The sequence below is a fragment of the Carnobacterium sp. genome (assembly GCF_032094055.1).
In the GTDB taxonomy this organism is placed as follows: Bacteria; Bacillota; Bacilli; order Lactobacillales; family Carnobacteriaceae; genus Carnobacterium_A.
Genome location: NZ_DAMDAK010000049.1, coordinates 1539 through 6748, shown reverse-complemented (window position 1 = coordinate 6748; position 5210 = coordinate 1539). Strand labels below are relative to the sequence as shown.

The window sequence follows — 5210 nt, the reverse complement described above, 5'->3', positions numbered from 1 at the left end:
GTTTTATCGGGTATTTTATATATTCGAAAAGTACGAGGTAGTTTTTTTATTGGTATCGTGGTGGTAACAATTTTGTCGTTGATTTTAGGCGTTCATTCACCTGGAGCTTCTTCCTTTTCATTGAAAAATGTAACGGAATATACCACTTTGATTGGTTCTTTTGATTTTTCTACTTTGTTTAGTGTTCCTTTTGTTTTAGCTGTCTTTTCATTAACCATGATTCTGATCTTTGAATCCATTGGGTTAATAGAAGGTTTGTTGGAAGATAAGAGCCGCTTTAAAAATGCTTTTCGCGTTAGCGGCGTGATGACACTCATGTCCAGTTTATTTGGAACAAGCCCAACGGTAACTGCTGCGGAAAGTGCTTCAGGGATTAAAGAAGGAGGAAAGACGGGTTTAACAGCAGTAGTTGCTGGAAGTTTGTTTTTCTTATCACTCATCTTTACTCCTTTATTAGCTTATATTCCTAATGCAGCTTTAGCTCCTGTTATCGTTATTACTGGTGCGATTATGATGGAAAGTCTGCAACATATCCCATTCGAAGATTTCAGCGAATGGCTGCCGGCCTTCCTGATAGTCGTAATGATTCCTTTAACCTCCAGCATCGTTGATGGTTTAGCGTTTGGTTTTGTCGCTTATCCCATTTTTAAGCTGGCAAAAGGTGAGTTGAAAACAGTGAAAAAAGAAATGTATGTCGTTTCGTTTTTGTTTTTATTAACCATGATCGCAATCGCCGTTCTTTAAAAATAAAGTATGAGAGGCATTGAGACTGTTTTTTTAGAATAGGTTTTAGCGTAAACATTTAAAGATACAAAAAGGGTGGGACGTTATTGTCTCCACCTTTTTTTTCTCTATTTTGATCATTTTCATCTTTTCTAGGTTCTTGTGCTACTTTTTATAGGATATATGTCAAATTTTTAGATTGAATAATGAAGAAAAAGCTAAAATAGGTTGCTTTATGTCAAAATTATGTGTATATTATTAAGAAGTTCTCATTTTAGTGGAACGAAATTCTCATTTAAAACGAAAACAGGGGAAAAGGGGATTGAAAGAGATGAAAAAGAAATGGTGGTACTCAAGTGCAGTTTTGTTGGCAGCTGGTTTATTAACAGCTTGCGGCAATAATGGAGAAACAGATGCAGCATCAAGTTCAAAAGACACGAAAGATAAAAAATTAGCAGATGAACAAGTATTAAATTTAGTTGAAATTGCGGAATTGCCAACTGGGGACACAGCGTTGGCAACTGATACAGTCAGCTTTACAGTTTTTAACCAAGTCAATGAAGGTCTTTATCGCTTGGATAAAGACAGCCAGCCTATTCCAGCTCTTGCATCTGAAGAAGCAACAGTCAGTGAAGATGGATTAGAATACACATTCAAATTACATGAAGATGCCAAATGGTCTAATGGCGACCCGGTAACGGCAAAAGATTTTGTCTATGCATGGCAACGAGTGGTAGACCCAGATACAGCTGCTTCTTATGCTTACTTATTTGATGGAATCAAAAATGCTGCAGCTATCATGGAAGGCGAAGCTGAGCCGGATACACTTGGAGTGGAAGCTGTAAGCGACTATGAATTTAAAGTTACCATGGAAAAACCTGTTCCGTACTTTATTTCATTAATGGCTTTTCCAACATTCTTTCCACAAAACCAAGAATTTGTAGAAGAACAAGGCGATCGGTATGGTACTTCTGCAGACACCATGATTTTCAACGGACCTTTTACTTTTAGTAATTGGGATGGTACGAATTTAAACTGGACATATGAAAAGAACGAAGATTACTGGGATGTTGAAAATGTGATCCTCGATGAAATCAATGTAGAAGTGATTAAAGAAACTTCTACAGCATTGAATCTATATGATTCAGGACAATTAGATCGTGTGAATTTAACGGGAGAATTTGCTAAACAATTCCAAGGAAATGAAGATTACGTCGTCGAAACGGAAGCAAGATCTTCTTACTTGCAGTTCAACCAAGAACGCGGCGGTAAGAAAACCGACTTAGCTAATGAAAACTTGCGTAAAGCCCTTGCTGTTTCTTATGACCATGAATTGTTGGTCAATGAAATCTTGGCAAACGGTTCTCAAGAATTAGGAGGATTAGTTCCTGCTGATTTAGCTGCAAATCCGACAACCGGCGAAGACTTCCGTGAAGAATCTGGTGATTACCTAGCTTACGATAAAGAAGCAGCTGCTGATTATTGGGAGAAAGCAAAAGCTGAACTAGGTGTCGACAGTCTTGAGTTAGAATTGCTTGGTGACGATGATGAATCCAACAAAAAGATTGCTGCTTATATGAAAGACCAGATTGAAACCAACTTACCAGGCGTAACGATAAAAGCTAAGAATGTGCCATTTAAAGTTCGTTTAGAATTACAAACAAAACAAGACTATGACTTTGCTTTAGGCGGTTGGGGAGCAGACTTTGCTGATCCAGTTAACTTTATTGATTTGCTGATGGCTGACAGTCCGTATAACCGTTCTGGGTATAAAAATGAAGAGTTTGATAAACTAGTAAACTTATCTAAAGGCGAAAATGCAACAGATGTTGATGCTCGTTGGCAAAATCTGCTGGATGCAGAAAAAATTCTATTAGATGAAGCAGGTGTAGCTCCACTTTTCCAAAGAGCAGCTGCTACCTTGCAAAAACCGTATGTTAAAGAAATTTATAATCATCAAGTAGGAGCCAAATACACGTATAAAAATGCGTATATTGAAGCCCACTAAGGTAGATTTTAAGCATTAAAAAGGAAGACCCATTATCTTAAGCAACTTTTGCTTAGAATAATGGGTTTCTTATTTCTGTCGGACTTTTAAGCTCAGGCATCTAAAAAATAAAAGAATGGATCAATCGGTTTGCTTGATAAGCCGGTAATTCTTTTCATCTGCTTCATCGAATAAATTTAAAGAGTCAGTAGATAACTTCGTTACAATTAATTCGTAGCCGAAATGATCTTTAAAAATGAGTTCGTTTTCTTTGATAGAGACTAAATTGCCATTCATTAATTGATCATTTAAGTAGATCTGTTGGTTTTCATCAAAATAGATAGACATTGGAATCAAAGGGTCGGGATCAAGAACATCCCAACTGCCCATAAAAAAGTCTAAAGGGTTTCGTTTACTTGTTTTTTTTCTGCTGTTTTTGAACGAGATACATAATTTGCCAAAAATAGTAAAGAAAATGAAGATTTTCAGAATAACTTTTCGTTGCATTATAGCTGTCTCCTTTTAAATTTATGTATATATTAATCATATGGATAAAAATAAATATAAAATCTGTAAGCCTTATTTTTATTATACCGCTATTCTAAATAGATATATACAGACTAAAGTTGCATTTTGATGACAGAATGAAGTTGATTTGGTTACTGTCTTTATTAAAGAAAAATTTCAACAGAGAAGCAGCAGTTAAAAAAAATAGATTTTTATGAAAAACTTGCTTATTTTCATAAAAGCAGTTAACCTGAAAAAGGAAGTGAACAAGATGAACGTGGTGAAATTTGGCGGAAGCTCTCTTGCTTCAGGAAGCCAGTTAAAAAAAGTACTTCAAATCATTAAAGAGGATCCAGCTCGAAAAGTTGTGGTTGTTTCAGCTCCTGGAAAGCGTTCATCTGAGGATGATAAAGTAACGGACCTCTTAATTTCGTTAGGCACAGCCGTTTTAAATAATGAAGAGTATCAAGGATTTCTGCAACGTATTATGGCCCGTTATATCAGCATAGCTGAAGAAGTAAACTTGGGCGAAGATATCATCAAAGAGATTCAAACGGATCTGCTTGCTTTAGTTGCCGGCAATAAACAAAAACCAGCTTACTATTTAGATGCGTTTAAAGCCAGTGGGGAAAACGACAATGCGAAATTAGTTGCAGCTTACTTCAATCAAGAAGGCCTGCCAGCTCGTTACATCAATCCACAAGAAGCTGGATTATTGGTAACAGATGAGCCTGGAAATGCGCGCGTGTTATCAGAATCCTATGATAACTTATACCAATTGCGTCAAATTGAAGAGGTTATCGTTTTTCCAGGGTTTTTCGGATATACCAAGACCGGAGAAGTCTGTACATTTTCTCGAGGTGGATCCGATATTACAGGAGCTATTTTAGCAAATGGTACCCAAGCTGCGTTATATGAAAACTTTACAGATGTTGATGCAATTTACGCCGCGAATCCTAACGTAGTGGAAAACCCTAAGAGTATTAAAGAACTAACTTACCGCGAAATGCGAGAACTCTCTTATGCAGGTTTTACTGTATTACACGATGAAGCTTTGCATCCTGCTTTTAAACAAGGCATTCCTGTGCAGATTAAGAATACAAACAACCCAGCAGCTCCTGGAACGAGTATTTTAAAAGAACGCCATTCAGCTGATCAAGGGGTTGTAGGCATTGCTAGTTCTAACGGCTTTTGCAGTATTTATATTGAAAAATATTTGATGAACCGCGAAGTGGGATTTGGACGTCGTGTTTTAGAAATATTAGAAGATCAAGAAGTCAGCTATGAACATATGCCTTCTGGGATTGACGATCTAACGATTATTTTAAGAGACCATCAGTTAACCGAAGAAGGCGAAGCGCATTTGCTAAATCGTTTGAAAAACGAGCTGCAGGCGGATAGTGTCGTGATTGAACATGATATAGCTCTGATTATGATCGTTGGCGAAGGGATGCGGCAAAAAATCGGTACCATGTCTAAAGCAGCCACAGCTTTCGCTGAAAGCAAAATCAATATTGACATGATCAATCAAGGTGCTTCAGAAGTCAGTGTAATGTTTGGGATCGGAGCCGAACAAGAAGATTTAGCCATCCAAGCTTTATATCAAGCTTTTTTTGAGAAATAATCAAATGAACAAAAAAGTATCTCTGGCAACGGACTTGTTAGAGATACTTTTTTTATTTACAGAAATAATGTTACGTATCAAGATTTTTTGTAGTTGAATCATTTGAAACTGACGGGCTTCGAAGCAGCCTTAAGCCATTGAGAATAACTAAAATAGTACTTCCTTCATGACCGACAACACCTAAAGGTAAATTGATAACTTGGAAAAGGTTGCTGAAAATCAAAAGGATGATGACGCTAATAGCAAAAATAATATTTTGCAACGTAATTTTTTTTAAGCGGTTAGACAGTTGGTGACTGTAAGATAACTGCGCAAGTTCATTTTTCATCAAAACAACATCTGCCACATCGATTGCAATATCTGTACCTG

The 5210-nt window shown here is 36.8% G+C and carries 4 protein-coding genes and 1 pseudogene; 3 read left to right on the top strand and 2 right to left on the bottom strand.

From position 1 onward, the window contains the following. Window positions 1-744 (top strand): NCS2 family permease (locus RT405_RS08515; protein ID WP_313469090.1); only part of this gene is annotated, 744 nt, incomplete at its 5' end. A 310-nt stretch (window positions 745-1054) separates the two neighbouring features. Beyond that, complete coding sequence (locus RT405_RS08510; protein WP_313469089.1) at window positions 1055-2731, top strand: peptide ABC transporter substrate-binding protein; 1677 nt, start codon at window positions 1055-1057, stop codon at window positions 2729-2731. A gap of 120 nt (window positions 2732-2851) precedes the next feature. Here RT405_RS08510 and RT405_RS08505 read toward each other — a convergent pair whose 3' ends face one another. Then, on the bottom strand, window positions 2852-3217 hold the full coding sequence (locus RT405_RS08505; RefSeq protein ID WP_313469088.1) for a DUF4828 domain-containing protein: 366 nt from the start codon (window positions 3215-3217) through the stop codon (window positions 2852-2854). Window positions 3218-3488: 271 nt separating this feature from the next. Here RT405_RS08505 and RT405_RS08500 point away from each other — a divergent pair, with 271 nt between their 5' ends. Continuing rightward, on the top strand, window positions 3489-4841 hold the full coding sequence (locus tag RT405_RS08500; RefSeq protein WP_313469087.1) for an aspartate kinase: 1353 nt from the start codon (window positions 3489-3491) through the stop codon (window positions 4839-4841). Between the two features lie 70 nt (window positions 4842-4911). On the opposite strand, the pseudogene RT405_RS08495 reads toward RT405_RS08500, so the two are convergent. Further along, window positions 4912-5210 (bottom strand): annotated as a pseudogene (locus RT405_RS08495) (heavy metal translocating P-type ATPase); the annotation flags it as partial.

Bases quoted from the DNA above. Each gene is read 5' to 3' on its own strand.
- RT405_RS08500 (WP_313469087.1), top strand. From the start codon at position 3,489: ATGAACGTGGTGAAATTTGGCGGAAGCTCTCTTGCTTCAGGAAGCCAG.
- RT405_RS08510 (WP_313469089.1), top strand. From the start codon at position 1,055: ATGAAAAAGAAATGGTGGTACTCAAGTGCAGTTTTGTTGGCAGCTGGT.
- RT405_RS08505 (WP_313469088.1), bottom strand. From the start codon at position 3,217: ATGCAACGAAAAGTTATTCTGAAAATCTTCATTTTCTTTACTATTTTT.